Below are 21,027 nucleotides of genomic sequence, written 5' to 3' on the forward strand. Positions count from 1 at the left end.
AACGGACGAGAGCCACAAAAGCAGAACTGCGGTTCAACCTTGTTTCAGGTGGCGCCGGGCTCGTGCAATGTTGCAAGAATCGGGTGGCCCAAATCCTGATGGCCATCGACCGGGCATGCCCCTGTCGAACGGACGCGCGCTTAGGCCAAGGTGGGCCGGAAAGCAAGGGAAATGCGGGATTCGCGGTCAGGAAGAACGGAACTGCCGCGAGCGGATTTTTCGTCCAGGGGAGGGGAGAGGAAGATCCGTGTCGATGTAGCTGTTCGCAAACGCAGCCTGCTGCGGATTCCGTCTATGTGTCGTGCGATAAGCAATTAAAAATTATGCCTTATTCTATCCCATGGCTGAGCAAGATATCAGCGCATCTCTTCAATTCTGGATATCGCGAGTTCGATCGCTGCCGCCCTGTCGAGATGAGAGGTATCCAGAAGAATAGCGTCGGGCGCAGGCCGGAGGGGGGCCTGGGTACGATTGCGGTCGCGTTCGTCGCGAGCTTCCAGATCCGCCTTTATTGCTGCGATAGTGACTGCTTCGCCCCGTTCGCGCATTTCGAGGTAGCGGCGTTGGGCCCGGGCTTCCACTGATGCGGTGACGAACAATTTCACATCCGCCTCAGGAGCGATGACGGTGCCGATGTCACGTCCGTCCAACACGGCCCCACCGGGCTGGTGAGCGAAGGCCTGCTGCCGCTCAAGCAAAGTGGCGCGCACCTCGGGGTGTATCGATACACGGCTTGCGAGGCCGCCAGTCTCTTCGCTGCGAAGAGTAGGATCGTCCAGCAAGCTTTCCGGAAAGGCGCAGCCCAGCGTCGCATCATCCGGATTGTCCGGGTCGCCGCCATTTATCATGACTTGCCGGCCGACGGCGCGATAGAGCAGGCCGGTATCCAGATGCGGCAGCCCGAAATGAGCTGCCAGAGCCTTTGCAATGGTGCCCTTGCCACTGGCGGTAGGGCCATCGACTGCAATGATCATGTTCTCTCGCCTTTGCGGCGGGACCTGACGGCTTGGACGAGACCGTAAATCGCGATCGCTGCCCAGAACCCCTCCAGCACCAGGGATGCCGGGTTGGTATTTACCAGCAATGATACTGTCAGGAGTGCTGCACCGAGCAGGTTCACGCCATGCTGGAGAAATGGATTGGGGGCCTGTTTCACGGTCATGTAGGCGTATGCGAAGATAATGCAGGCCATGCCCGTGAAACCGAAATAGTTGGCGACTTCCGATGTCATGAGAAGAGGTCGTCCAGCAATTGTTCGAATGCGGGGAAGCTGGTGGCGATGGGGCGGGTGTCGTCCAGTTCGACACCGTCGCGGCTCACGAGACCGGCGATCGCCATGCTCATCGCAATGCGGTGGTCCAGATGCGTGAAAACCGGATCGCCCGCCGTTCCGGCCAATGGGTTGCCTCCAGTACCGTCGATAACAAGGCCGTCCTCGCGCTCTTCGATTTTTGCTCCGGCAGCGGTCAATGCCTCTGCCATCACTTTCAGACGGTCGGACTCTTTAACTCTCAGCTCATGGAGGCCGGATGTGACCGTGCGCCCTTCAGCCATTGCTGCCGCGACGAACAATATGGGAAATTCGTCAATCATGCTGGGGGCGATGGAGGGATCCACCACAGTGCCTTTGAGTGGGGAGTGAACGACGTGTAAGTCTGCCACGGGCTCGCCCCCTACAGTGCGGGCGTTCAATTCCTCGATCTGCGCACCCATCAGGCGAAGGGCCTCGATCAGACCCGCCCGGGTCGGGTTAAGCCCGACATTTTCGATTATGAGATCGCTGCCGGGGACAAGCAGCGCCGCGACAATGAAGAAAGCCGCAGAGGAAGGATCGCCAGGCACTTCAATGGTCTGAGGCTTTAATTCCGCCTCGCCACGAATCCGGATGACGCGTTCGGGGCCGTCAGCGCCGAGTTGTTCCTCGACGGTCAGTTCGGCACCGAAGCCGGTAAGCATACGTTCGGAATGGTCGCGTGTCGGCACCGGCTCGATCACGGTGGTGACGCCGGGAGTATTGAGCCCGGCGAGCAAAATCGCGCTTTTCACCTGTGCAGATGCGACGGGAAGCCGATAGGTGATGGGAACAGCAGGCTGTGCACCGCGAATCATCAGAGGCAACGTTTGGCTGCCATCCGATCCTGGACTGGCGAGAATATCGGCGCCCATCTGCGCGAGAGGTTCGATGACCCGGCCCATTGGCCGTTTCGACAGGCTCGCGTCGCCTGTAAAGCTGACAGTGATGCCATGACTTGCGAGCAGGCCGAGCAGAAGGCGGGTCGAGGTTCCGCTATTGCCCATGTCCAGCGCTACATCAGGCTGGAGCAGTCCGCCTACGCCTACACCGCGAACGCGCCATTCCCCTTCTGCCACACGGTCGATAGTGGCTCCCATGGCCCGCATTGCGGCGGCCGTCGCCATGATGTCCTCGCCTTCGAGCAGACCCGAAATGCATGTTTCGCCCACAGCGAGAGCGCCGAACATCAGGGCGCGATGACTGATCGACTTGTCGCCGGGCACTTTGATAGAGCCTTTGAGGGCCCCTGCGGCTGTGAAACGCCTGGGGCGCATACCCGACTGTTGCGAGGTATGCTGGCTGGTCGATTCGGCGGCGTGCATGGGAGCTTGACTTTCCGTTTCAGGAGGGCACTAGGCGCGGCGGCTTTTGACAGCGCCTGCCTGCTATGGCAAGGCGCGCGCCGCGCTCCTGCAGGGAGTTTCACGTTAGCATTCGAATCGTGCATCGCATTGCCGCCGGCCACGGCGGGTTAATTGAGGATTTTCCATGGTAAAGCCTGAATGGGGCACCAAGCGTACCTGCCCGAAATGCGGTACCCGCTTTTATGACTTGGGCAAGGATGAGCCGGCCACCTGCATCGATTGCGGAAGTCAGTGGTATCCTGAGCCTGTGCTGAAGTCCAAGCAGCCGATTCCTTTCGAGGAAGAGAAAGAAAAGAAGGTCGAAGAGCAGGACTCGGATCTTGCCGACGATGATCTCGGCGACATCGATGACGACGGCGATTCGCCCGATAACGATGTCGATCTCGGCGGTGACGATGACCTCGGCGTGCCCGGTAAGTCAGGCGACGACGACGACGATAATTAAACCTCTTGCCAAGGGCGGGACGTGCCACTAGAGGGCGGCGTCCCAGCCATATGGCAGGGAACGATATATCCCCCAGGGTGTATCGGAATGTGAATGGACGGGGCCGTAGCTCAGCTGGGAGAGCGCTACAATGGCATTGTAGAGGTCAGGGGTTCGATCCCCCTCGGCTCCACCATTCGATTTACAAGTCGGTCATTCGACCGCACGCTGGCCGACGAGCTTTCGTCCGCCGGCGTTTTTCGCGTTTAGCCCCAGGGCGGCGCACAAGTGGCGGAGCGCATGTTCGACAGGAGCCTCCATGTTTGATTCACTGGCCGATCGTCTCGGCGGCGTATTCGATCGTCTGCGTGGGCGCGGCGCGCTGAATGAACAGGATGTGCGCGATGCAATGCGGGAAGTTCGCATTGCGTTGCTCGAAGCGGACGTGGCCTTGCCGGTTGCCCGCCGTTTCATTGATGCGGTCACAGAGAAGGCCGTCGGCCATCAGGTGCTGAAGTCGGTCACGCCCGGCCAGCAGGTCGTCAAGATCGTCAATGACGAACTGGTCGAAATGCTGGGCGGTGACGAGACTGTCGGTCTTGAACTGGAAGCCAAGCCGCCGGTCGTTATCATGATGGTTGGTTTGCAGGGCTCCGGTAAGACCACCAGCACTGCAAAGCTTGCCAAGCTGCTCAAGGAAAAGCAGGGCAAAAAGGTGATGATGGCGTCGCTCGACGTCAATCGCCCCGCCGCGCAGGAACAGCTGGCCGTGCTGGGCGAGCAGGCCGGTGTTGCGACATTGCCGATCATCGCCGGTCAGGCGCCTGTCGATATCGCCACGCGTGCACTCCAGTCGGCCAAACTGCAGGCGGTCGATGTCCTGATGCTGGATACTGCCGGCCGTTTGCATGTCGATGATGCGCTGATGGCTGAGATGAAGGCCGTCGCCGGCATTTCCTCACCCAAGGAAACCCTGCTGGTCGTCGATTCTCTCACAGGCCAGGACGCGGTCAATGTGGCGCAGAGTTTCGCTGGAGGAGTCGATCTGACCGGCGTGGTGCTCACCCGGATGGATGGCGATGCCCGCGGCGGCGCTGCGCTTTCCATGCGTGCGGTTACGGGCAAGCCGATCAAGTTCGCCGGCACCGGCGAAAAGATCGATGCGATCGAACCTTTCCACCCGAGCCGGGTCGCGGGCCGTATCCTCGGCATGGGGGACGTGGTCTCCCTGGTCGAAAAGGCCGCCGAGGTTGTCGAGAAGGAAGAGGCTGAGCGTCTGGCCGAGCGGATGATGAAGGGGCAGTTCGATATGAACGACCTTCGCAGCCAGCTCAAACAGATGCAGAGCATGGGTGGTCTTGGCATGCTGGCCGGGATGATGCCGGGCATGAAGAAAGCCAAGGCGGCAATGGCGGCCGGGGGCGTGAACGACAAGGTTCTCGTCCATATGGATGCGATCATCGGTTCGATGACGCCGAAGGAACGGTCCAACCCCGCGTTGCTCAATGCCAAGCGCAAGAAACGGATCGCCGCCGGTTCCGGCACGCAAGTGCAGGATGTGAACAAACTCCTGAAGATGCATCAGGAGATGGGCCGGGCGATGAAACAGATCAAGAAGATGGGCGGTCTCAAAGGGCTTGGCGCACTGTTCGGTAAGGGCGGGCTGAATGCCGCGATGCCTGGCCTGGGCGGCGGCGCTGGAGGGCTTCCGCCCGATCTCCAGAATTTTATGAACAAGAAGTAATTTTGGTATTTTACGAAAGAAAGGTCAAATAAATGGCAATTTCCCTGCGTTTGTCGCGCGGTGGCGCGAAGAAGCGGCCTTATTACCGGGTCGTGGTGGCCAACAGCCGCTCACCCCGTGACGGTAAGTATCTGGAGCAGGTAGGCATCTATAACCCGCTGCTCCCCAAGGGTGATGAAGGTCGCGTCAAGCTGAACGAAGATCGCGTTCGTTACTGGCTGGGCGTTGGCGCGCAGCCGACCGATCGTGTCGCTCGTTTCCTCGATGCCGCCGGTATTAAGGAACGTGCAGCTACGAGCAACCCGAAGAAGGGTGAGCCGGGCGAAAAGGCCAAGGAACGCGCTGAAGAAAAGGCCGCCAAGCTGGCTGAAGCGGAAGAAGCAGCCAAGGCTGCTACAGAAGCGCCTGCTGCTGAAGAAGCCGCAGAAGCAGAAGCTCCGGCTGCTGAAGAAGCTGCTGCAGAGGAACAGGCCGAAGGTTGATAGACCTTGGGACAGGACAAGACCGTCACTCTGGCTGCCGTTACCGGCGCACATGGTGTGACTGGTGAAGTCCGCCTGAAGCTGTTTGGGGAGGGCGTTTCGGCGCTCTCCCAATACAAGAGCTTCAACAACGGCGCGTTGACGTTGAAGAAGTTGCGCGACGACAACAAGGGCGGGGCGGTTGCTCGCTTTGCCGAAGTGACGGATCGCACTGCGGCTGAAAAGCTGCGGGGTACGGCCCTGACAGTCGCTCGTTCAGCCTTGCCCGAATTGGGAGAAGGCGAATATTACCACGCCGATCTGATCGGCCTCGACGCTGTTTCGGACAGCGGCGAACCTCTGGGCAGGGTGGTTGCGGTCGAAAACTTTGGCGCGGGTGACGTGATCGAGATCGAGCGTCCCAACGGCAAGCGCTTCATGGTGCCAATGCGGGGCGACGCAGTTCCTGAATGGGATACTGCGCGGTTGGTCGTGATGACCGAGTTTGCGCAGATATGACGTTCGTGGCAACGGTTCTGACGCTCTATCCGGAGATGTTTCCCGGCCCATTGGGCATTTCGTTGGCTGGCCGCGCGTTGGCAGAAGGCATCTGGACCTGTGATGCTGTCCAACTGCGTGATTTTGCGGCCGACAAGCATCGTACCGTGGATGACACGCCTGCTGGCGGCGGTGCGGGTATGGTGTTGAAAGTCGATGTTCTGGCGCGTGCAGTGGATCATGCGCTGGAGCGGAACCCCGACTGCCCCGTTCTGGCCATGACGCCACGGGGAAAGCCGATAACTCAGGCCCGTGTCCGCAAGTGGGCGGCAGGCCCAGGTCTGACGATCCTGTGCGGGCGATTTGAAGGCTTTGACGAACGCATATTCGAAGGGCGTCCGGTCGAGGAGGTTGCGGTTGGCGATATCGTGCTTTCCGGGGGCGAGCCGGCCGCTCTGATGACACTCGACGCTTGCATTAGGCTGCTTCCCGGCGTAATGGGCGCGGCCGAAAGCGGGCATGAAGAGAGTTTCGAACAGGAACTTCTCGAATATCCGCAGTTCACCCGACCTGTCGAATGGGAAGGGCGCACGATTCCTGAAGTGCTGCGATCGGGGGATCATGCGAAAATTGCTGCCTGGCGGAAACAAAGGGCGGCAGAAGACACACGGTTACGCAGGCCGGACCTTTGGGAACGCCATCGGGGCGTTCGGGACCAGTCTGCCTCTGGCGCGCGGTATGAAAATGGGGACCAGGCTCAATGAACCTGATTCAACAGATTGAGGCCGAGGAAATTTCCAAGGCTGCGAAGGATATTCCTGAATTCCGTCCCGGTGATACGGTACGCGTCGGCGTGAAGGTCGTCGAAGGTACCCGTACCCGTGTTCAGAATTACGAAGGCGTCTGCATCGCCCGTTCAAACCGTGGCATGGGTTCGAACTTCACTGTCCGCAAGATCAGCTTCGGCGAAGGTGTGGAACGTGTGTTCCCGCTGTACTCGCCGAACATTGACAGCATTACCGTCGTCCGTCGCGGTATCGTGCGGCGGGCGAAACTCTACTATCTGCGTGGCCGCACTGGTAAACGTGCGCGCATTGCAGAACGGCGCGATAATCAGGGCGCCGGCCAGGGGGCTTGAGAGCCTTACGCCGCACATAGCGAATTCGCGAAAAGGGCGTCCTGGCAAGTCAGCCAGGGCGCCCTTTTCTTTGCCGTTTCCATCAACACCGATCTTCAGGAACGATGATGAGCAGTAGCTCGATACAGCACAGTCGTGACCGCCGGGCGCTTGGCGTGGGTGGAGCCTGGGCGATGGCCGTCGGCGGGATGATCGGTGGTGGCATATTCTCCACTCTGGGGGTCGTCATTTCGGTTGCCGGGGAATGGGCATGGCTTAGCTTCCTGATCGGAGGCGTGGTCGCCTTGGCATCCGGTCATTCCTATTCAGCATTGACGCGTCAGCTCGACAGGCCGGGCGGCAGCTATGCGTATCTTAGGGCGATGAACTGGAACCGGGCGGCCCGATATGTCGCCTGGCTGCTGATCTTCGGCTATACGCTGACGGTTGCGGTTTATGCGGTGACATTCGGTGCGTATGCGGCCCATGCCATGGGGCAGGACGGCATGGTCGCCAGGCTGGCCGGTGTTACCGCTATCTTCATCCTGATGGGTGTAAACCTGCTCGGGGCGTCCGAAGCTTCGGCGCTTGAACAGTTCGCCGTGTGGGGCAAGCTGGCCATTTTGTTCGGCCTTGCTGCTATCGGACTGTGGCACTGGGCGCCGGACAAGCTCATTTTGGATCCGGGGCAGCCAGTCGGATGGCACGGAGCCCTTGTAGGGACCGGAGTGGTCTTCATGGCATATGAAGGCTTCCAGTTGTTGAGCTACGACTATGACGAGATGCGCCATCCGGCGCGTACCATTGCCCTAGCAATGCCACTGGCAATTGTCGTGACCTGCTTTGCCTACATATTTGTAGCCGTCGGGGCCGGGATGCTTGCTGGTGGGCCTGCCATCGTTCAGCAGGAAGAAGTTGCCCTTGCTCTTGCGGGGCAAGAGGCAATGGGGGCATTCGGGTTCTATGCGGTAACTGTCGCGGCGGTTTTTTCGGCATCCTCCGCGATCAACGCCACGGTATTCGCTACGGCCCGGTTGGCTGAAACCGCGGCCAAGGACGGTGAACTGCCGCAACTGTTCGCCCGTCGTGACAAACGCAATGTGCCTTGGGCAGGGACATTGCTGATTTCCGCCGTGGCGGCCGTGTTGGTCATGGTCGGCGGCATCGAGGGATTGGTTGAAGGCGGGAGTTTGGTCTTCCTGCTGATCTTTTCGCTCGTGAATACATTGGCGATTCTTCGCAAGGCGGGGACCAGGTGGGTGGCCGGGGTCGGGCTGGCCGGCTCGCTCTCTGCTGCGGTTATGCTGGTGCTTTATCTTATTGGAGTTGTGTGAACTTGTGCCGGCGGTTTACGGCGTCTACGCGCGCTGTTCCGCCGTGCAGAAAACGGTGAAAGGAAGGTTGTTTCGATGGGTTATCGAGTAGCGGTTGTCGGTGCGACGGGTAATGTCGGGCGCGAAATGCTCGCCATTCTGGCCGAGCGTGAATTCCCTTGCGACGAAGTGGCGGCAGTTGCCAGCCCACGTTCGACGGGAATGGAAATCGACTTTGGCGAGACCGGCAAGAAGCTGAAGGTGAAGAATATCGAGCATTTCGACTTCACTGGCTGGGATATCGCCCTGTTTGCCGCAGGGTCGGGGCCGACCAAAATCTATGCTCCCAAGGCAGCAAGCCAGGGTTGTGTCGTGATCGACAACAGTTCGCTCTATCGCATGGATCCGGACGTGCCGTTGATCGTGCCGGAAGTGAATCCGGATGCGATTGACGGCTATACGAAGAAGAACATCATCGCGAACCCGAATTGTTCGACCGCGCAGATGGTCGTTGCGCTCAAGCCGTTGCACGATGCGGCAGGGATCAAGCGTGTCGTCGTTTCAACCTACCAGTCGGTTTCCGGCGCGGGCAAGGCTGGCATGGACGAGTTGTTCGAACAGAGCCGGGCTATCTTCGTCGGAGACTCGGTTGAGCCGAAGAAGTTCACGAAGCAGATCGCCTTCAACGTCATTCCGCATATCGACGTCTTCCTCGACGATGGTTCGACCAAGGAAGAGTGGAAGATGGTCGCGGAAACGAAGAAGATCCTCGATCCGAAGGTGAAGCTCCACGCAACTTGCGTGCGCGTGCCTGTCTTCGTTGGCCATGCTGAAGCGATCAACATCGAATTCGAGAATGAAATTTCCGCTGAGAAGGCGCAGGATATCCTACGTGAGGCCCCGGGCATCATGCTTGTCGATAAGCGCGAGGATGGCGGATATGTTACCCCGATCGAATGCGTTGGCGACAGCGCGACCTATATCAGCCGGGTGCGGGAAGATCCGACCGTCGATAATGGTCTGTGCCTGTGGTGCGTGTCTGACAACCTGCGCAAAGGTGCGGCATTGAACGCGGTGCAGATTGCGGAACTGCTGGGCCGCCGCCACCTCCAGAAGGGCTGACGTTCCCAAATCGGCCTGGTCCGGTCGGCACAGGTTGCGACCGGGCCAGGCTCGGTAACTTATGCGATCAGTGCCCTGACGGCGGGGGCGTGAAAGTGGGTCGCGACTGGACCTTGAGCATCATGACCAGCGGGATGTTGGCTATCGCGAGCCACATCATCAGGTGAAAGTCATCGATATAGGCGACCATGGCCGCCTGTCGGCTGATTTCGGCATTGACCACAGTCAGGGCAGTTTCGCCGATCGACTGGTAACGCTCCACCGTGGAGACATCCATCATGCCGGCAAAATTGCCATCCATCTGGCTTGTCAGATCGCTGTGGCTCACCTGAACATTTCGGGAAAACAGCGCCATCATGACAGAGATGCCGATAGATGAACCGACCGAACGGAACAGGTTGAGCAGGCTGGAGCCTTCGGCGCGCAGATGGGGCGCAAGCGTTGCGAACGCAGTCACATTGATTGGCAGGAACGCCAGGCCGGTACCGAACCCCATGATTATGCCCGATGAGATGATGTGATAGCGGTCAACATCGAGTGACCAGCCTGACATCATGTACAGGGAATATCCCAGCATGGCTGTTCCCGTACCGATCAGCAGGCGTGCATCCACCCCACGCCGAACCAGCCAGCCAGCCACCTGCATGGAAACAAGCACGCCTATGCCACGCGGCATCATGAGAATGCCCGCGTCGATAGTGTCATAGCCGAGCAGAGTCTGGAGCAATGGCGGTAGCAGCGCCATGTTGGCGAACATGACGACACCGGTGGCGACCATGAAAATCATGGCGATTGTGAAATTGAGGTCGGCGAAGAGACGGCGATCGAACAGTGGGTGATCGACCGCGATGAAATGGAGCAAGGCGACCCAGATCGCTGAGAGTATGATCCCGAGGTAGATCCAGCTTTCCGTTGCATCGAACCAGTCGATTTGCGGTCCGCGGTCCAGCAGCATCTGAAGCGCGGCCAAGGCCGCTGCGACGAGAATGAAGCCCACAAAATCGAACGGTCGGGCCGTCTGCTCGCTCTTCGGCAATTGCGCTATGAGTATGCTGAGCGCGCTGACACCCAGGGGGACGTTGACGTAGAATATCCAGCGCCAGTTCCAGTTCTCCGTCAGCCATCCGCCCAGCACGGGCCCGACAATCGGCCCGACGATAACCCCCAGGCTCCACAGCGCCATGATTTGCGCGTGTTTGCTCGGCCGTGTGGCATCGAGCATGGAGCTTTGGCTGAGGGGAAGAATGAAGGCTCCCGAAACGCCCTGCATAGCCCGGAAAATCACCATTTCTTCCAGGTTTTGAGCCATGCCGCACATCATCGATGTTATGATGAAGCCGGATACCGAGAAGATGAACAGCCGCCGTGTGCCGACGCGATTGGAGAGCCACCCGGTCAAAGGCAGGGCAACCGCACTTGCGATGATATAACTGGTCAGAACCCAGGTCACCGTGTCCGGCTGCGCACCCAATGCCGACTGCATGTGTGGCAGAGCGACGTTGGCAATGGTGGAATCGAGCACCTGAATCAGTGCGGCCAGCATGGTGCCGATCATCAGCAGCCCATGATTGGCAACCGGGTAACGCGGTGAATCCTCTATCGCTGTCGAAGCCGGTTGGGGCTCCCTCCGCGATCCGCGGCCCAGAGGCGAAGCTGCACCACTTGCCAAGGGTCAGGAATCCTTGTCGCGGGTAAACACCGTTACATTAACGGACAGGCCCGCAATGAGGGGGCGTGGGCTCTTGCTGTCGATTGCAATACGCACTGGCACCCGTTGAGTGACTTTGACCCAGTTGCCGGTCGCATTCTGGGCGGGAAGAATGGAAAATTCAGAACCGGTGCCCGCACCGATCGATGCGACGTGACCTTTGAGAGATATTCCCGGATAGGCATCGAGGTCGATCTTCGCGCGTTGGCCGACCCGCATGTTTTCCAGATCGGTTTCCTTGAAATTGGCTTCGATATAGCTGTCGTCGCTCTTCACGATGGTCACGACGGGAAGACCGGTGACGATCATTTGCCCCTTCTGCAGTCGATCAGCTTCCGCAACGACCCCTGAAACGGGCGCACGCACTTCCGTGCGTTTGAGATTGAGCCGGGCGGTTGCGCGCTGGGCGTCCGCAACGGCAATCTGCGGATTTACACCGGGGACGGCGGAGCCGGTCGCCAGTCGGGCCCGTGCTTCGGTCTGACGGGCGAGGGCATCACGCAGCGATGCTCTCGCCTGTTCAACCGCATGTTGGGCCGCGTCATAATCGGCTTTGGTGGTGAAGCCACGGTTCCAAAGCGCCTTCTGCCGCGAGAAATTGGCTTCGGCAAAGGCGATATCTTCACGGGCGGAGGCGATGTCCGCGCCTGACAGGTCACTGTCGTTCGCCAATGCGGTGACATTGGCCTGGGCGGTGGCCAGTGATGCGGTCGCCTGTTCGACCTGTAACCGGAACGGCTCGGGGTCGATGCGGAACAGCAGCTGGCCAGCCTTGATGTGCTGGCTTTCCTTTACAAACACTTCATCGATCAGGCCGCCGACTTCGGCACTCACCGAAACCTTGTCCTGCTGGACATAGGCATTGTCCGTGGACACCTTGCCTTGTTGCAGGAACCAATATGTCACACCGCCGATGAGCAGCAGCAGCGGGACAGTCAGCATAGCAATCAGGCGCAGCCGCTTGTTGGCGATGCGTTCCATGCCCTCGTTACCTGGCAGGTCCGCGCTGGCATGTTCGTCCTGGAATGTGGGATCGGCCTCAGCCATGGGTAGGTGTGTTCCGGTTTTCTGTTGATTTGTCCTGCGTCACGACGAGCTTTTCCGAAAGGCGCAAAAGCAAGCTTCGCAACGTCTTGAGTTCGTCGGGCGTAAAGCCCGATTCAACATCTTCTACAAGCGCCTTTATTTCCGCCTGCAAGGCCGGCGCCATGGCCAGTGCCCGGGGGGAACGCGAGAGAAGACGGGCACGGCGATCCTTGGGATCGGCATGGCGTTCAATGAGTCCAGCCTCGACCATTCGGTCGACCATGCGGCATAACGTGATCGGTTCGACTTCCAGCAGATTGGCGTAATAAGCCTGCTGCTCCCCCTCATGCGCGCCGAGCATCATCAGCAGGCGCGCCTGGGGGCCCGTCACGCCAATTCCGCGCATCCTTTCGTCGAACATGCGGCGCATGTGACGTGCGCAGTCTGCAAGAAGGTACCCGATATCACTCATGGTGAGGGCAGATATAATAAGGTAGCTTACTATTCAAGATGGAAATGTCATCGGCTGGAGGTTTTGCATTATCGTCTGGCGATGGCTATTTGTTTGATTTGCGTCTTGAACGCTCATCTAACTTTCTCAAGAATATGGAAATTCTTCCATGCAAGATGTGCAGTGTGAATTTGTGCCAGCTCGGGACGGAGTGAAGTTGGCGATCCACAAGGTGGGAGGAGGCAGGCCGCTCATCCTCCTGCATGGCCTTTTCTCGCATGCGGAGATGAATTGGATTCGATTCGGTCACGCGAAAATACTGGCGGACGCGGGGTTTGAAGTGATCATGCCCGATCTGCGCGCCCATGGAAAAAGCGAGGCGCCGCATGATGCCTCCTCCTATCCGCAAGATGTTCTGGTGCGCGATGTCGAGGATGTGGTTGCGCATTTCAGGATCAGGGATTTTGACCTGGCCGGGTTTTCGCTCGGAGCACGGACTGCGGCGGCGGCCGTGATCGCAGGCTTGTCGCCGCGAAGAATGGTGCTGTCGGGGATGGGCCTGGAGGGGCTGTCGGGCTGGCATCGGCGGGCAGAGTTCTTCGTCGATGCCATTGATCGCTTCGACGGCGTGCAACGCGGCGATCCCGCATACTTTGCAGTACAGTTCATGAAGACCACGAAAGTCGATCGCGTCGCTGCGCGGTTACTGCTCATGTCCGTCGGTGACATTAAGCAGGACGATCTGGCACGGATCGATATGCCGGTGCTGGTGCTGTGCGGTGATAAGGATCGCGATAACGGTTCGCCGGAGGCATTGGCGAATATTCTCGCCGATGGCCGGTTCGCCGAGGTGCCGGGAACGCATATGAGTTCTGTCGCAGATCCGGCCCTGGGCCATGCGATTGCAGAATTCCTGTCTGCCTGACGAAAAGAGCCCTCCCATCTCGTAAGATGGGAGGGCTCTGAATTTCAACCTGAAACAGGTTGCCGAGATCAGGCGGAGGCTTCATCCTCGTTCTGGTCTTCAAGCATTTCCGCAGTGATTTCACCGGGTTCCGCGTTGGGATCGACGGCTTCGGTGAAGCCTTCGGCTTCAGCGCGTTCATCCGCGAACATCTGGGCCATGACGTCGATGCCCTGGCTCTGCAGTTCCGCTTCGTCATCCGACCGGGCCACGTTGGCCTTCACTGTCACGGAAACTTCCGGGTGAAGGGCTACGCGGACATCGAACATGCCGATGGTCTTGATCGGATGGTCGAGGATGACCTGCGACTTCGTCACTTCGTGACCCTTTTCGGCCAATGCCTCGACGATGTCGCGGACGCTGACCGAGCCATAGAGCTGGCCGGAGTTCGACGAAGCACGGATCAGTACGATCTCGGTGCCGGCAACTTTCTCGCCAGCAGTTTCGGCGTTGCTCCGCTTCTCCGCGTTTTCCTTTTCAAGGCGTTCGCGATTGGCTTCGAAGACCTTCTTGTTGGCTTCGTTGGCGCGCAGCGCCTTCTTCTGGGGCAGCAGGAAGTTACGTGCATAACCGTCCTTGACGGTCACGACGTCGCCGATCGTGCCCAGCTTCTCGATGCGTTCGAGCAGGATGATATTCATGGGTCCTTGCTCCTTACTTCACGATGTAGGGCAGGAGGCCGATCGTGCGCGCACGCTTGATCGCCTTCGAAAGTTCGCGCTGCTTCTTGGCGGAAACGGCGGTGATACGGCTCGGAACGATCTTGCCGCGTTCGGACATGAAGCCCTGCAGCAGACGGACGTCCTTATAGTCGATCTTCGGCGCGTTCTTGGCCGAGAACGGGCAGCTCTTGCGGCGGCGGAAGAAAGGGCGGGCCATCAGTTGTCTCCATCCCGGTCGCGGCTGCGGCGACGTTCACGATCGTTCTTGCGCATCATCACGGACGGGCCGCTTTCATGCTCGTCCACGCGGATCGTCATGTAGCGAATGATGTCTTCGTTGATGCGGTTCTGCCGCTCCAGCTCTTCCACGACGTTGCCCGGCGCTTCGATGTTGAGCAGAACGAAATGAGCCTTGCGGTTACGGTCGATCTTGTAGGCAAGGTTTTTCAGGCCCCAGGTCTCCGTCTTGGTGACCTTGCCTTCGCCTTGTTCAACAATTTCCGTCGCTGCTGCGGCCAATGCGTCAACCTGGCTCTGGCTCAGGTCCTGGCGCGCGAGAAATACATGCTCGTAAAGCGGCATGTGCGCAATCCTTTCACTCTCATGCCGATCGCTGGCTGATCCGCGACCACCGCGGGGCCCCTCCGGCTTTCTTCAAAATCCGCCCGTGCTTTACGCGGGGGAAGGCGCGCCCATACAGCTTTCCCGCGGGATTGCAAGCAATAGAAGGGCATTTGCCCGTAGCATGGGGGGCCGGAATCCGGAGACCGGAATTGCGGGCTGTCATTCAGTATTCCGCCGTTGCTACGGCCGCTTCCAGTTCCGACAGGGTGGCTTCCCATTCTGCGCATTTGACGTCCTGATGGATGCCCAGCGACAGGGAAAGGCCGGTATATGTCAGGCTCTGATCCATGGTTTGCATGCGCGAGACGAAGGATTCGGTCTCGCGGCAGGCCACCACCCCATAAAGGCTGAGGAAATAGCGATTATTGTAAATATCTGACATCACGTCGAAATAATGGGCGTACGTGCCGCGAAATTTCTCACTGGGCACGGTGTCGCAATTGTCCCAGTTCATCGTCTTGCCTTGTGCCTGCTGGTTCGTGACGCAGGCGATGGCATCGGCCAGGGCGGTATCATCGGCAGCTGTTGCGAGAGTGGCTGCATCGTCATCCGTCAGCGATCGCGCCAGCAGATAGAAATAGGCCTTGTCCGCCTGCGGAGCCCATTCGGCCAGTTTCCTGTCGAGTTCTGCCGCATAGACTTCTTCCGTCAGGCCTACACCATCGGCCATCATGCGGGCCTGTTCGTCAAGGATCGTCAGATTGAGAATGAACGCCTTCGCCCCTTCGACAAAGGCGTCGCCCGCACTTTTGTTCATGGTCACTGCCAGAAAGCGTTTGAGATTATCCTCCTTGCTGGCGGCGTTGGCAGGGACGCAGGCAGCAAAGCTGCCGATGGCGAGCAGGGTGGCAAGAGTCTTGGCGAGAGGCATTGAAATCTCCGCGAAAAGGCAGTGGGTTGGTCCCGTCAGGCCAACTGGGCCAGAAGGTCCTTGGCAAAAGTTGCCAAGGTATCATCCCGGGCGCCCATGATGACGATGCGGTCACCCGGACGGGCAATGCTCACTATCCGCTGACCGCAGTCCTGCCGGGCAGGGACATATTCCGCCTTGCCGCCGGCATCCTTAATCAGGCGGACAATCCGCTCGCTCCCTTCGCTCCGATCCACCGTGCCGCCAAAATAGACCGGATCGCACAGGAATGTGATGTCGTCCGGCCCCAATTCCTCCGCAAACGTCTGGGCAAGTTCGTGGCCCATCTGACGCAAAGGGCCATAGCCATGAGGTTGAAAGAACGCGATCACCCGGCCAGGGTGGCCTTTCAGCGTGCGCAGGGTAGCGCGGCATTTTTCGGGATTGTGGCCGAAATCGTCGATTACGGTGATACCCGATGGGCTTGTGCCGATGATGTCGAACCGGCGGGCCAGCCCTGAGAAATCCTGTAATGCTGCGACGGCCTCCGCAACGGTGACGCCGACCGCATCCGCTGCAGCGATGGCGGCCAGTGCATTGGCGAGATTGTGCCGGCCGGGGACCGGAAGAATCAGGGAATGGCGGAGCCCTTGCCGACGGTCGATCACTTGCGCGGCAATGCCGGTGGGCAAGTAAGCGATGCTGCCAGGCTCCACCCCGATCGACGCATCTTCGTCATCGATTGCATATGTCACCGTGGCCTGGGCTTGACTGGCGAGAGCGCGGCATTCCGGATCGTCAAGGTTGATCGCGGCAACCCCGGCGGCGGCGAGGAAATTGCCGAACAGCAGGCGCAATTCCTCCATACTCTTGTGATCGAGGCTGACGTTGAGCAATACCGCAACGCTCGGACGATAGAGCGCGATAGACCCGTCACTTTCGTCAACTTCGGAAACGAAGACCTTGCCTTTGCCCACACGGGCGCTGGCGAAAGGGGCATCGGGCGAGGCGAAATTCTTCATCACCGCACCATTCATGATCGTTGGATCACGCCCTGTCCGATACATGATCCAGCCGAGCATGCCTGTCACAGTTGACTTGCCGCTGGTCCCCCCGACCGCGATGGAGCAGGGCGCGCGATTGAAAAGAGTGGAAAGCAACTCCGCTCTGCTCATGCGCGGGCAACCGAGCTGCTTGGCCCGGACCACTTCGGGCACGGAATCTTCTACAGCCGCCGAGGCCACCAAAACCTGATCCTGCCGGGTGATTCCGCTGCCATCTTGCGGGTAGAGCGTGATGCCCTGCCGCTCCAGCCATGCGAACTTTTCAGGGGTGCGGCCTTGATCGCGGCTGCGGTCGGAACCGCCAATCTCCGCCCCTTGATCGTGCAGGATCATTGCCAGCGGCAACATGCCGGATCCGCCGATGCCGCAAAAGAACCAGGGACGGGAGGTAAGGTCGGGTGAATTGTCGTTCATGAGACTTCGGTATGCAGTTGTACCGAACAACACAAGCTGGCTAGGAAGCGACATGACCCGGATAATTGTCTGTGCGCCTTCCACCCCGCTTAAGCGGGAGGATGCCGACCGTGTGCTGGAACTGGCTGCACTGCATTTCCCGGCCGTGCAAATCGCCTTTCACGAACAATGTTTCGCCGTAGATGGGCATTTCGCGGGACCCGATGCCATGCGCCGGGATGCGCTGATTGAGAGTGCCAATGATCCGGCCTTTGACGCGGTCTGGTTCGCACGCGGTGGCTATGGCGCGAACCGTATTGCCGAACGCGTGGTCGCTGGCCTGGATGATGCGGCGAGGAACAAGGTGTTCCTAGGTTATTCGGATGGTGGCTATCTGCTTGCCGCGTTATACCGAGCCGGGATCGGCAGACCAGTTCATGGCCCGATGGCGGTCGATGTCCGTCGTGAGAGGGGAGAGAACGCAATAGGCCGGGCGTTGTCGTTCCTGTCCGGGGATATGTCGGGTCTGGAACCCTCCGTGAATGGGCAGCCCGCCGTTGCTTTCAATCTCATGACACTGGCCATGTTGTGTGGCACGCCGCTGATGCCAAACCTTGATGGGCATGTGGTAATGGTCGAAGAGGTGTCCGAATATCTATATGCCGTGGACCGGCTGCTGTTTCATGTGACAGCGCACCTTCAGGGCATTGCCGGGCTTCGTCTGGGCAGAGTCAGCGACGTGCCGGAAAACGACCGTCCATTCGGTGCCGACGTGGAAGAGATCGTGCGTTACTGGTGCGGGCGAAACGACATTCCCTTCCTGGGAGGGGCCGATATTGGCCATGATCCTGCCAACAAGATTGTGCCATTCGGGCTTGCGAGGGCGCTCACATAGCAATAACCGCCCGCGTCGAAGGAGAGTTGACTATGCGCGCATTCGTTTTTCCGGGTCAGGGGAGCCAGAAAGTAGGCATGGGCAAAGACCTTGCCGACGCAAGCGCTGTGGCCCGTGAAGTGTTCCAGGAAGTGGACGATGCGTTGTCGCAGAAATTGTCCATGCTCATGTTCGATGGGCCGGAGGATCAACTCACTCTGACGGAAAATGCGCAACCTGCAATCATGGCCAACGCGATTGCCACTCTGCGCGTGTTGGAGAAGGAAGGCGGGCTTGCCATCGCTGATAAGGGCGATTTCGTGGCAGGGCATTCTCTGGGCGAATATACGGCGCTTTGTGCGGTTGGCGGTTTCTCGCTTGCGGATACGGCGCGCCTTCTCAAACTGCGTGGTCAAGCAATGCAGGCCGCTGTGCCGGTTGGGGAGGGCGCAATGTGTGCCTTGCTGGGCGCTGATGTCGAGAAGGCACAGGCGTTGGCCGAAGCGGTGGCCGAAGGGCAGGTTTGCACGGTTGCAAACGATAACGATCCCACACAGGTCGTGTTGTCGGGCCACCGCGAAGCGATTGAACGTGCTGTGGCCAGCGTCAAGGATCACGGGATCAAGCGTGGGGTAATGCTGCCTGTGTCCGCTCCATTCCATTGCCCATTGATGCAGCCTGCCGCCGAAGCAATGGCTGAGGCACTGGCAAAGACTCCGGTCCAGGCCCTGCAATTACCGGTTTTCGCCAATGTTACGGCGGCGATGGTCAGCGACCCTGCCGAGGAACAGCGGCTTCTGGTTGAACAGGTCTGCGGCCGTGTGCGGTGGCGTGAAAGTGTGCTTGCCATGCAGGAAGCTGGTGTCGAGCATTTCGTCGAACTGGGCGGCAAGACGCTGGGGCCAATGATCTCGCGGATAAGCAAGGACGTTTCGGTAACGAGTGTCATCAGCATGGCTGACATAGAGGCCTTGGCGGTCGCACTGTAATTTTCAGGAGTTTTGAGGATGTTCGACCTTTCAGGCATGACGGCTCTGGTCACTGGCGCTTCGGGCGGTATCGGGTCCTCCATTGCGCGTGGTCTCGCCGCTCAGGGGGCGAGACTTGCCCTTTCGGGTTCCAACTCTTCCAAGCTGCGGGCCTTTCGTGAAGAACTGAACGACGAGTTCGGCCATGATCATGTGGAGATCACCTGCGATCTTTCAAATCCTGTGCAGGTGGAAGAATTGGTGCCGGCAACGATAGATACGCTGGGCCGGATGGATATCATGGTAAACAACGCGGGCATAACGCGGGACAACCTTGCGATGCGGATGAAGGATGAGGAATGGGATGCGGTCATTCGCATTAACCTCGAATCCACCTTTCGCCTGATGCGAGCGGCTGCCCGGCCGATGATGAAGGCCAAATTCGGTCGCATCGTGAATATCACCAGTATTGTCGGATCGACGGGCAATCCCGGCCAGATGAATTATTGTGCGGCAAAGGGTGGCGTTACCGCCATGTCCAAGAGCCTTGCTCAGGAACTGGCCAGCAGAGGCATTACGGTAAACTGCGTCGCACCGGGGTTCATTCGTACCGCCATGACGGATGTGCTGCCCGATGCGCAAAAGGATGCGCTTAACGCCAAAATTCCGATGGGACGTATGGGTGAGGGCGAAGATATCGGCTCTGCCGTCGCATTTCTCGCGTCCAAGGAGGCGGGTTACATCACCGGACAGACGCTGCATGTGAACGGCGGCATGGCGATGCTGGGCTAATTTATCCCCAGCATATCGCCGATTTCAGCCATTCCGGCTTGCCGCGCGGGATGCCAGCGTTAAGGATTGTGTGCGTAATTCCATGCGCCCAAGGGGTGATTCCAAGCAGCCTTGGGCGCGCAAGGGGGACCGGAAGGAACGATGAAGGCCACGATCGAACGCGCGACGCTCCTGCGTTGTCTTTCCCACGTCCAGTCGGTGGTGGAACGCCGCAACACGATTCCGATCTTGTCCAATGTGCTGATCGAAGCTGCCGGTGACGGTACGCTGAAAGTGATGGCGACGGATTTGGATCTCCAGGTGGCTGAAAGCTTGTCTGCCGTGTCGGTGGAGAGTCCGGGTGCGATTACCGTTTCGGCCCACCTGTTGTTCGACATTGCGCGAAAGTTGCCGGATGGCAGCCAGGTCAGTCTGGACGCGGCGGAAAATCGCATGGTCGTAAAGGCCGGCCGCAGCCGTTTCTCGCTGCCTACGCTGCCGCGCGATGATTTCCCTGTGATCGTGGAAGGCGATCTGCCGACCAGTTTCGAAATATCGGCCAAGGCGTTGGCAGAGCTCATTGACCGCACCCGGTTCGCGATTTCGACGGAAGAGACGCGATACTATCTCAATGGCATCTTCCTGCATGTCACCGATGATGAACTGAAGGCTGCGGCAACGGATGGGCACCGGCTGGCTCGTTTCACCATTCCACGGCCCGATGGGGCAGAGGGGATGCCGGATGTGATCGTGCCTCGCAAGGCGGTGGCGGAACTGCGGAAGCTGTTGGAAGAGGCTCTCGATACCAATGTCGAGATCGATCTGTCGGCGAGCAAGATCCGTTTCACTTTGGGAGGTGAAAATGGTGTCGTCCTCACCAGTAAGCTGATTGACGGGACATTCCCGGATTACAGTCGTGTTATTCCGACCGGAAATGACAAGTTGCTGAAGCTCGATCCCAAGAGCTTTTTCGAGGGCGTGGATCGCGTGGCTACCATTGCCACGGAAAAGACCCGTGCCGTGAAGATGGGGCTGGACCATGACAAGGTAACCCTGTCAGTCACTTCGCCGGACAATGGCACCGCGGCGGAAGAATTGCCCGCTGACTATAGCGCTGACGGGTTTGAGATCGGTTTCAATGCCAATTACCTGAAGGACATCCTGAGCCAGATTGAAGGTGATACGGTCGAACTCCATCTGGCGGATGCCGGCGCCCCGACGCTTATTCGTCAGGACGCGAAGAGCGCGGCCCTGTATGTGCTGATGCCAATGCGTGTATAATCGCCTATATCTTGCAGAATACTCTGGTCCCGGCTTTACGGCCGGGACAGCAGA

The 21,027-nt window shown here is 59.1% G+C and carries 24 protein-coding genes and 1 tRNA gene; 14 read left to right on the forward strand and 11 right to left on the reverse strand.

All coding sequences use genetic code 11. The features are described from left to right. Window positions 1–356: 356 nt before the first annotated feature. From MB02_RS12975 to aroA, 3 genes are read right to left on the reverse strand one after another with little or no spacing between them, the layout of a single operon-like run. Window positions 357–974: a (d)CMP kinase gene (locus MB02_RS12975; RefSeq protein ID WP_067538283.1), complete on the reverse strand. Its 618-nt coding sequence runs from the start codon at window positions 972–974 to the stop codon at window positions 357–359. Further along, window positions 971–1,231: a CBU_0592 family membrane protein gene (locus MB02_RS12980; protein WP_067538285.1), complete on the reverse strand. Its 261-nt coding sequence runs from the start codon at window positions 1,229–1,231 to the stop codon at window positions 971–973. Before MB02_RS12980 ends, MB02_RS12975 begins: the two co-directional genes overlap by 4 nt. Beyond that, complete coding sequence (aroA, locus tag MB02_RS12985) at window positions 1,228–2,568, reverse strand: 3-phosphoshikimate 1-carboxyvinyltransferase (protein ID WP_067538731.1); 1,341 nt, start codon at window positions 2,566–2,568, stop codon at window positions 1,228–1,230. Before aroA ends, MB02_RS12980 begins: the two co-directional genes overlap by 4 nt. A gap of 214 nt (window positions 2,569–2,782) precedes the next feature. On the opposite strand from aroA, the gene MB02_RS12990 reads away from it, so the two are divergent. The 9 genes from MB02_RS12990 (at window position 2,783) to MB02_RS13030 (ending at window position 9,337) form a co-directional block, all read left to right on the forward strand. Continuing rightward, window positions 2,783–3,103 (forward strand): TIGR02300 family protein, encoded by a 321-nt coding sequence (locus MB02_RS12990; protein WP_067538287.1) that lies wholly within the window; start codon window positions 2,783–2,785, stop codon window positions 3,101–3,103. A 99-nt stretch (window positions 3,104–3,202) separates the two neighbouring features. Next, window positions 3,203–3,278, forward strand: a tRNA-Ala gene (locus tag MB02_RS12995). Window positions 3,279–3,401: 123 nt separating this feature from the next. After that, a complete protein-coding gene (gene ffh / locus MB02_RS13000; protein WP_067538289.1) occupies window positions 3,402–4,826 on the forward strand; it encodes a signal recognition particle protein in 1,425 nt (474 codons plus the stop codon). 32 nt (window positions 4,827–4,858) lie between these two features. Beyond that, window positions 4,859–5,308 (forward strand): 30S ribosomal protein S16, encoded by a 450-nt coding sequence (gene rpsP / locus MB02_RS13005; RefSeq protein ID WP_067538290.1) that lies wholly within the window; start codon window positions 4,859–4,861, stop codon window positions 5,306–5,308. A 6-nt stretch (window positions 5,309–5,314) separates the two neighbouring features. Further along, window positions 5,315–5,806 (forward strand): ribosome maturation factor RimM, encoded by a 492-nt coding sequence (rimM, locus tag MB02_RS13010; protein WP_067538291.1) that lies wholly within the window; start codon window positions 5,315–5,317, stop codon window positions 5,804–5,806. Next, complete coding sequence (trmD, locus tag MB02_RS13015) at window positions 5,803–6,549, forward strand: tRNA (guanosine(37)-N1)-methyltransferase TrmD (RefSeq protein WP_067538292.1); 747 nt, start codon at window positions 5,803–5,805, stop codon at window positions 6,547–6,549. Before rimM ends, trmD begins: the two co-directional genes overlap by 4 nt. Next, window positions 6,546–6,923, forward strand: coding sequence for a 50S ribosomal protein L19 (rplS, locus tag MB02_RS13020; RefSeq protein ID WP_067538293.1), 378 nt, complete (start codon window positions 6,546–6,548; stop codon window positions 6,921–6,923). Before trmD ends, rplS begins: the two co-directional genes overlap by 4 nt. Window positions 6,924–7,027: 104 nt before the next feature. After that, on the forward strand, window positions 7,028–8,236 hold the full coding sequence (locus MB02_RS13025; protein ID WP_082826189.1) for an APC family permease: 1,209 nt from the start codon (window positions 7,028–7,030) through the stop codon (window positions 8,234–8,236). 75 nt (window positions 8,237–8,311) lie between these two features. After that, window positions 8,312–9,337 carry an aspartate-semialdehyde dehydrogenase gene (locus MB02_RS13030; RefSeq protein WP_067538296.1) on the forward strand — a complete coding sequence of 342 codons (1,026 nt, stop codon included), beginning with the start codon at window positions 8,312–8,314 and terminating at the stop codon, window positions 9,335–9,337. A gap of 67 nt (window positions 9,338–9,404) precedes the next feature. On the opposite strand, the gene MB02_RS13035 is transcribed toward MB02_RS13030, so the two are convergent. Genes MB02_RS13035 through MB02_RS13045 form a run of 3 tightly spaced genes read right to left on the reverse strand, consistent with a single transcriptional unit; the run spans window position 9,405 to window position 12,543 of the window. Continuing rightward, window positions 9,405–11,006, reverse strand: coding sequence for an MDR family MFS transporter (locus MB02_RS13035; RefSeq protein ID WP_067538299.1), 1,602 nt, complete (start codon window positions 11,004–11,006; stop codon window positions 9,405–9,407). A gap of 3 nt (window positions 11,007–11,009) precedes the next feature. Continuing rightward, on the reverse strand, window positions 11,010–12,092 hold the full coding sequence (locus tag MB02_RS13040; protein ID WP_067538303.1) for an HlyD family secretion protein: 1,083 nt from the start codon (window positions 12,090–12,092) through the stop codon (window positions 11,010–11,012). Further along, the gene (locus MB02_RS13045; RefSeq protein ID WP_067538305.1) at window positions 12,085–12,543 is read right to left on the reverse strand and encodes a MarR family winged helix-turn-helix transcriptional regulator; all 459 of its coding nucleotides are present in this window, start codon (window positions 12,541–12,543) and stop codon (window positions 12,085–12,087) included. The genes MB02_RS13040 and MB02_RS13045 overlap by 8 nt, the downstream gene beginning before the upstream one ends. A gap of 148 nt (window positions 12,544–12,691) precedes the next feature. Here MB02_RS13045 and MB02_RS13050 point away from each other — a divergent pair, with 148 nt between their 5' ends. Next, window positions 12,692–13,447, forward strand: coding sequence for an alpha/beta fold hydrolase (locus MB02_RS13050; protein ID WP_067538308.1), 756 nt, complete (start codon window positions 12,692–12,694; stop codon window positions 13,445–13,447). Between the two features lie 68 nt (window positions 13,448–13,515). Here MB02_RS13050 and rplI read toward each other — a convergent pair whose 3' ends face one another. The 5 genes from rplI to MB02_RS13075 form a co-directional block, all read right to left on the reverse strand. Further along, a complete protein-coding gene (gene rplI / locus MB02_RS13055; RefSeq protein ID WP_067538312.1) occupies window positions 13,516–14,127 on the reverse strand; it encodes a 50S ribosomal protein L9 in 612 nt (203 codons plus the stop codon). A 13-nt stretch (window positions 14,128–14,140) separates the two neighbouring features. Further along, a complete protein-coding gene (gene rpsR / locus MB02_RS13060; RefSeq protein WP_021689187.1) occupies window positions 14,141–14,365 on the reverse strand; it encodes a 30S ribosomal protein S18 in 225 nt (74 codons plus the stop codon). Next, window positions 14,365–14,730 carry a 30S ribosomal protein S6 gene (gene rpsF, locus MB02_RS13065; RefSeq protein WP_067538315.1) on the reverse strand — a complete coding sequence of 122 codons (366 nt, stop codon included), beginning with the start codon at window positions 14,728–14,730 and terminating at the stop codon, window positions 14,365–14,367. The genes rpsR and rpsF overlap by 1 nt, the downstream gene beginning before the upstream one ends. Window positions 14,731–14,935: 205 nt before the next feature. Beyond that, window positions 14,936–15,643 (reverse strand): hypothetical protein, encoded by a 708-nt coding sequence (locus MB02_RS13070; protein WP_067538318.1) that lies wholly within the window; start codon window positions 15,641–15,643, stop codon window positions 14,936–14,938. A gap of 35 nt (window positions 15,644–15,678) precedes the next feature. Then, on the reverse strand, window positions 15,679–17,100 hold the full coding sequence (locus MB02_RS13075; protein ID WP_067538320.1) for a glutamate ligase domain-containing protein: 1,422 nt from the start codon (window positions 17,098–17,100) through the stop codon (window positions 15,679–15,681). A gap of 52 nt (window positions 17,101–17,152) precedes the next feature. On the opposite strand from MB02_RS13075, the gene MB02_RS13080 reads away from it, so the two are divergent. The 4 genes from MB02_RS13080 to dnaN all read left to right on the forward strand — a co-directional run bounded on the left by MB02_RS13080 (window position 17,153) and on the right by dnaN (window position 20,973). Further along, window positions 17,153–17,974, forward strand: a complete 822-nt coding sequence (locus tag MB02_RS13080; RefSeq protein ID WP_067538324.1) for an LD-carboxypeptidase — start codon at window positions 17,153–17,155, stop codon at window positions 17,972–17,974. 32 nt (window positions 17,975–18,006) lie between these two features. After that, window positions 18,007–18,942 (forward strand): ACP S-malonyltransferase, encoded by a 936-nt coding sequence (gene fabD / locus MB02_RS13085; RefSeq protein WP_067538327.1) that lies wholly within the window; start codon window positions 18,007–18,009, stop codon window positions 18,940–18,942. Between the two features lie 18 nt (window positions 18,943–18,960). Beyond that, the gene (fabG, locus tag MB02_RS13090; protein ID WP_067538330.1) at window positions 18,961–19,713 is read left to right on the forward strand and encodes a 3-oxoacyl-[acyl-carrier-protein] reductase; all 753 of its coding nucleotides are present in this window, start codon (window positions 18,961–18,963) and stop codon (window positions 19,711–19,713) included. Between the two features lie 141 nt (window positions 19,714–19,854). After that, on the forward strand, window positions 19,855–20,973 hold the full coding sequence (dnaN, locus tag MB02_RS13095) for a DNA polymerase III subunit beta (RefSeq protein ID WP_067538333.1): 1,119 nt from the start codon (window positions 19,855–19,857) through the stop codon (window positions 20,971–20,973). Window positions 20,974–21,027: the final 54 nt, after the last annotated feature.

The sequence above is a fragment of the Croceicoccus estronivorus genome (assembly GCF_001625325.1).
Taxonomy (GTDB): Bacteria; Pseudomonadota; Alphaproteobacteria; order Sphingomonadales; family Sphingomonadaceae; genus Caenibius; species Caenibius estronivorus.

What these genes read in the sequence shown, in the direction of transcription:
- MB02_RS12975 (WP_067538283.1), bottom strand. Translation starts at nt 974, where the DNA reads ATGATCATTGCAGTCGATGGCCCTACCGCCAGTGGCAAGGGCACCATT.
- MB02_RS12980 (WP_067538285.1), bottom strand. Translation starts at nt 1,231, where the DNA reads ATGACATCGGAAGTCGCCAACTATTTCGGTTTCACGGGCATGGCCTGC.
- aroA (WP_067538731.1), bottom strand. Translation starts at nt 2,568, where the DNA reads ATGCGCCCCAGGCGTTTCACAGCCGCAGGGGCCCTCAAAGGCTCTATC.
- MB02_RS12990 (WP_067538287.1), top strand. Translation starts at nt 2,783, where the DNA reads ATGGTAAAGCCTGAATGGGGCACCAAGCGTACCTGCCCGAAATGCGGT.
- ffh (WP_067538289.1), top strand. Translation starts at nt 3,402, where the DNA reads ATGTTTGATTCACTGGCCGATCGTCTCGGCGGCGTATTCGATCGTCTG.
- rpsP (WP_067538290.1), top strand. Translation starts at nt 4,859, where the DNA reads ATGGCAATTTCCCTGCGTTTGTCGCGCGGTGGCGCGAAGAAGCGGCCT.
- trmD (WP_067538292.1), top strand. Translation starts at nt 5,803, where the DNA reads ATGACGTTCGTGGCAACGGTTCTGACGCTCTATCCGGAGATGTTTCCC.
- rplS (WP_067538293.1), top strand. Translation starts at nt 6,546, where the DNA reads ATGAACCTGATTCAACAGATTGAGGCCGAGGAAATTTCCAAGGCTGCG.
- MB02_RS13025 (WP_082826189.1), top strand. Translation starts at nt 7,028, where the DNA reads ATGATGAGCAGTAGCTCGATACAGCACAGTCGTGACCGCCGGGCGCTT.
- MB02_RS13030 (WP_067538296.1), top strand. Translation starts at nt 8,312, where the DNA reads ATGGGTTATCGAGTAGCGGTTGTCGGTGCGACGGGTAATGTCGGGCGC.
- MB02_RS13040 (WP_067538303.1), bottom strand. Translation starts at nt 12,092, where the DNA reads ATGGCTGAGGCCGATCCCACATTCCAGGACGAACATGCCAGCGCGGAC.
- MB02_RS13045 (WP_067538305.1), bottom strand. Translation starts at nt 12,543, where the DNA reads ATGAGTGATATCGGGTACCTTCTTGCAGACTGCGCACGTCACATGCGC.
- MB02_RS13050 (WP_067538308.1), top strand. Translation starts at nt 12,692, where the DNA reads ATGCAAGATGTGCAGTGTGAATTTGTGCCAGCTCGGGACGGAGTGAAG.
- rplI (WP_067538312.1), bottom strand. Translation starts at nt 14,127, where the DNA reads ATGAATATCATCCTGCTCGAACGCATCGAGAAGCTGGGCACGATCGGC.
- rpsR (WP_021689187.1), bottom strand. Translation starts at nt 14,365, where the DNA reads ATGGCCCGCCCTTTCTTCCGCCGCCGCAAGAGCTGCCCGTTCTCGGCC.
- rpsF (WP_067538315.1), bottom strand. Translation starts at nt 14,730, where the DNA reads ATGCCGCTTTACGAGCATGTATTTCTCGCGCGCCAGGACCTGAGCCAG.
- MB02_RS13070 (WP_067538318.1), bottom strand. Translation starts at nt 15,643, where the DNA reads ATGCCTCTCGCCAAGACTCTTGCCACCCTGCTCGCCATCGGCAGCTTT.
- MB02_RS13075 (WP_067538320.1), bottom strand. Translation starts at nt 17,100, where the DNA reads ATGAACGACAATTCACCCGACCTTACCTCCCGTCCCTGGTTCTTTTGC.
- MB02_RS13080 (WP_067538324.1), top strand. Translation starts at nt 17,153, where the DNA reads ATGACCCGGATAATTGTCTGTGCGCCTTCCACCCCGCTTAAGCGGGAG.
- fabD (WP_067538327.1), top strand. Translation starts at nt 18,007, where the DNA reads ATGCGCGCATTCGTTTTTCCGGGTCAGGGGAGCCAGAAAGTAGGCATG.
- fabG (WP_067538330.1), top strand. Translation starts at nt 18,961, where the DNA reads ATGTTCGACCTTTCAGGCATGACGGCTCTGGTCACTGGCGCTTCGGGC.
- dnaN (WP_067538333.1), top strand. Translation starts at nt 19,855, where the DNA reads ATGAAGGCCACGATCGAACGCGCGACGCTCCTGCGTTGTCTTTCCCAC.